The organism is Micromonospora sp. WMMD737 (assembly GCF_049179055.1).
GTDB lineage: Bacteria > Actinomycetota > Actinomycetes > Mycobacteriales > Micromonosporaceae > Micromonospora > Micromonospora reichwaldensis.
In genome coordinates, this window is the sequence record NZ_JBMHMH010000027.1 from 1 (window position 1) to 4,136 (window position 4,136).

Consider the following 4,136-nt stretch of genomic DNA (forward strand, 5'->3'; position numbering starts at 1 on the left):
ACCTGTCCGGTCCGCGGATCCCGGATGGGCGCACCCGCGCAGGTCCACGGGTGGTGGCTGCGCAGGAAGTGCTCGGCGGAGAACACCTGCACGGCGCGCTGGGACACCAGGGCGGTGCCGATCGCGTTGGTTCCGACTGCGCTCTCGCCCCAGTTCGCGCCCTCCACGAAACCCAACCGGTCGGCGTTGTGCAGTACCGACGGCCGTCCGTTGCGCCACAACACCCGGCCCTGCGCGTCGGCGACGACGAGGATGTTCTCGCCGTCGGCCACCAGAGACTCCAGACCGTGCGAGATCTCGTCGAGCACCTCGAGCAGCCCGGAGGACCGGCGCAGCATCTCCAACGCACCGGTCTCGACCACCGGCGGCGGGTCCGGTGCCCGGTTGTGCATCCCGCGGGCCAGCATCCGCTGCCAGCTCTCGCCGATGACCTCACGGGGCCGCGCCGGAGCCCGGTCCCCGGCCATCGTCGCGTCGTACACAGCCGACATCAGCCGCGCATAGCTGCGCGGATCCTCACCGACTGCCACTGCGGGTTCAGGCACGGGCGAACCTTGCATCTGTTTCGATTGTGCTCCTCACCGGGGCGGTGCACCAGGACATCTCAGCGATAGACCAGTCCACCGTCGATCAGGCCCGACTGCCCGGTCATGTACTCGGCGTCCGGGCCGGCCAGGTAGGAGACGAAGCCCGCGACGTCCTCGGGCGTCTCGGCCCGGCCGAGCGCGATTCCGCCGACGAACGTGTCGTAGGTCTCCCCCTCGGCGGCCCCGGTCAGTTCGGCGAAGCGCTTGTCGATCTCCACCCACATTTCGGTGCCGACCACGCCCGGGCAGTAGGCGTTGACGGTGATGCCGTCGGCGGCGTGTTCCTTGGCCGCGGCCTGGGTCAGCGCGCGCACCGCGAACTTCGAGGCGCTGTAGGCGCCGAGCATGCCGAACCCGTCGTGCCCGGCGATCGACGAGGCATTAATGATCTTGCTGACGCGTCCCTTGTCTTGGTTGCCCAGTTCCTTGAACTTCGCCACCGCCGCCTGGATACCCCACAGCACCCCGTTGACGTTGATCGCCCACAGCTTCTCGACCTGCTCGGGCGTCACCTCACCGATCGGCCCGACCAGCGCGATGCCGGCGTTGTTGACCATGATGTCGAGCCCGCCCAACGCCGTGGCGGCGTGGTCGACCGCGGCGAAGACCTGGTCGCGGTCGCTCACGTCGGCGACGACGGTCACCGCCTTGCAGCCGATCTCGGCGATCTCGTCGGCCACCGAGCTGATCCCCTCGGGGCGCACGTCGACCAGGGCGACGTCGGCACCGTCACGGGCCAGCCGCAGCGCGATTCCGCGGCCGATTCCGCGTGCCGCGCCGGTCACCAGGGCGACTTGTCCGGTCAGTGTCATCGCTGTCATGGCTACTGCTCTCCGTTCGGGTCGATCAGAACCTTCATCTTGGTGCCGGCGTGCAGCGCCTCGAACCCCTCGTCGATCACGTCGTCGAGGGCGATGCGGGTCACCCAGCCGGTGGTGTCGTAAGCCCCGTCGGCCATCAGCGCGATGACGGCTTCGAAGTCCGCGCCGGTGTAGCACAACGACCCCTGGATCCGGGACTCGTTCATGACGAGGTTCAGCAGTGGTGTCTCCAAGGGCTTTTCGTAGATCGCCACGCTGACCATCGGCTTGCGCGACCCGACACAGGCCAGTGCCGTCTGCACCGCAGGCGTCACCCCGGCGGCGTCGAACACCGCGTCGGCGCCCGCCCCTCGGGTGCGCTCGGCGATGAAGGCGGCTACGTCGATGTCGGCCGGGTCCAGGGTCGCCGCCCCCAGGGCCTCGATGGCCGCGCGCCGGGTCGGTGCGGGTTCGACGACGAAGACGTCGTCGAGGCCCTTGCCGCGCAGCGCGAACCACAGACCGATGCCGATCGGGCCCGCGCCGAACACCATCGCGGTGTCGCCGGGGCCGACCTCGCCGAGGGTGGCGGCGTGATAGGCCACCGACATCGGTTCGACCAGTGCGCCGAGTTCCAGGCCGACGTTGTCGGGCAGCCGGTGCAGCATCTCGGTCGGCACCACGCTGAACTCGGCCATGCCGCCATCGGACATCAGGCCGTGGAAGCCGATCTGGGCGCACACGTTGTAGTTGCCGGCCCGGCACGCGGGGCACTGCCCGCACCGGTACACCGGCTCCACCACGACGCGGTCGCCCTCGCTCCAGCCGGTGACACCGTCACCGACGGCGGTGATGGTGCCGGAGAACTCGTGCCCCATGGTCAGCGGGAGCTGCTGGCCGGTCAGCGGGTGCGGTTCGGTGGGAACGAAGATCGGCCCCGCGTAGTACTCGTGCAGGTCGGTTCCGCAGATGCCGTTGTAACCGACCTGCAGCTTGACGGTGCCCGGGCCGGGTGCGGGCTCGGGCACGTCGTCGATCTCGAGTTTGTTCGGTCCGTAGTAGACGGCTGCTTTCATGCCCATCGTTGTATGTGACCGCCGACACACCGCGAAAGAGTTGCAGGGGGTTGCAGCCTGCACGTGAGGGGGTTGCAACGCTTCGCAACTCTTGTCGCCGACCCGGACCTGGGTGTGGTGTGGCTCACATGACATCGACTCTCGAACCTCAGACCACCCCTGACGTGACCCCGCAGCAGCGCGTCGACGCCTGGCTGGCCGACTTCTCCGCGGCGCTGGCCGCACGCGACATCGACCGTGTCACCGCGATGTTCGCCGTCGACAGCTTCTGGCGCGATCTGGTGTCGTTCACCTGGAACATCACCACCATGGAGGGCCGCGACCAGATCGCCGACATGCTGACCGCACGGCTGGCCGGCACCGACCCGTCCGGGTTCCGCACCCGGGAGACGCCGACCGAGGACGGCGGTGTGACGACCGCGTTCATCGAGTTCGACACCGGCGTCGGCCGCGGCACCGGTCACCTGCGGTTGCGGCACGAGGACGACGGACAGGACCGGGCCTGGACGCTGCTGACCGCGCTGCAGGAGCTCACGGGCCACGAGGAGCACAAGGGCCCGACCCGGGTACTCGGCGCGGTGCACGGCGACGACCCCGACCCCCGCTCCTGGGCCGAGAAGCGTGCCGCCGAGGACGTCGAGCTGGGCCGCACCGTCCAGCCGTACGCGCTGGTGATCGGTGGCGGCCAGGGCGGCATCGCGCTCGGTGCGCGGTTGCGTCAGCTCGGGGTGCCCGCCATCGTCGTCGACCGCCACGAACGCCCGGGCGATCAGTGGCGCAACCGGTACAAGTCGCTGTGCCTGCACGACCCGGTCTGGTACGACCACCTGCCCTACCTGCCGTTCCCGGCGAACTGGCCGGTGTTCGCCCCCAAGGACAAGATCGGCGACTGGCTGGAGTTCTACACCCGGGTGATGGAGGTGCCGTACTGGTCGAAGACCACCTGCCGGTCGGCCTCCTTCGACGAACAATCCCAGACCTGGACCGTCGAGGTGGACCGCGACGGCGAGCGGATCACCCTGCATCCCACCCAGCTCGTCCTGGCCACCGGGATGTCCGGGAAGCCCAGCATTCCGACGCTGCCCGGCCAGGACGTCTTCCGCGGCGACCAGCAGCACTCCTCGGCGCACCCCGGCCCCGACGCCTACGTCGGCAGGAAAGCCGTGGTGATCGGTTCGAACAACTCCGCCCACGACATCTGCAAGGCGCTCTACGAGAACGGCGTGGACGTGACGATGGTTCAGCGCTCCTCGACCCACATCGTCAAGTCGGACACGTTGATGGACATCGGCCTGGGTGACCTCTACTCCGAACGCGCCCTGGAAGCCGGCATGACCACCGAGAAGGCGGATCTGACGTTCGCGTCGCTGCCGTACCGGATCATGCACGAGTTCCAGATCCCGCTGTATGACCGGATGCGCGAGCGGGACAAGGAGTTCTACGACCGCCTGGAGGCCGCCGGATTCGAATTGGACTGGGGTGCTGACGGTTCCGGCCTGTTCATGAAGTATCTGCGGCGCGGGTCGGGCTACTACATCGACGTCGGGGCATGCGAGCTCGTCGCCGACGGCCGGATCAAGCTGGCCCACGGGCAGGTCGACCGCCTGACCGAGGACGCGGTGGTGCTCGCCGACGGCACCGAGCTGCCCGCCGATCTGGTGGTCTATGCGACC

At 68.8% G+C, this 4,136-nt stretch carries 4 protein-coding genes; 1 reads left to right on the plus strand and 3 read right to left on the minus strand.

Translation table 11 applies throughout. From position 1 onward, the window contains the following. The 3 genes from ACN27A_RS34025 to ACN27A_RS34035 all read right to left on the minus strand — a co-directional run. The coding region (locus ACN27A_RS34025; RefSeq protein WP_421459059.1) for a GAF domain-containing protein at nt 1-491 on the minus strand (491 nt) is incomplete at its 3' end. A gap of 113 nt (nt 492-604) precedes the next feature. Beyond that, complete coding sequence (locus ACN27A_RS34030) at nt 605-1,408, minus strand: acetoin reductase (protein WP_421459061.1); 804 nt, start codon at nt 1,406-1,408, stop codon at nt 605-607. Nucleotides 1,409-1,410: 2 nt separating this feature from the next. Then, nucleotides 1,411-2,526: a 2,3-butanediol dehydrogenase gene (locus ACN27A_RS34035; protein ID WP_421459063.1), complete on the minus strand. Its 1,116-nt coding sequence runs from the start codon at nt 2,524-2,526 to the stop codon at nt 1,411-1,413. A 65-nt stretch (nt 2,527-2,591) separates the two neighbouring features. Between ACN27A_RS34035 and ACN27A_RS34040 the strand changes: the two genes are divergently transcribed. Next, nucleotides 2,592-4,136, plus strand: a 1,545-nt coding sequence (locus tag ACN27A_RS34040; protein ID WP_421459065.1) for an NAD(P)-binding domain-containing protein, incomplete at its 3' end; no start/stop codon positions are given.

Bases quoted from the DNA above. Each gene is read 5' to 3' on its own strand.
- ACN27A_RS34030 (WP_421459061.1), bottom strand. From the start codon at position 1,408: ATGACAGCGATGACACTGACCGGACAAGTCGCCCTGGTGACCGGCGCG.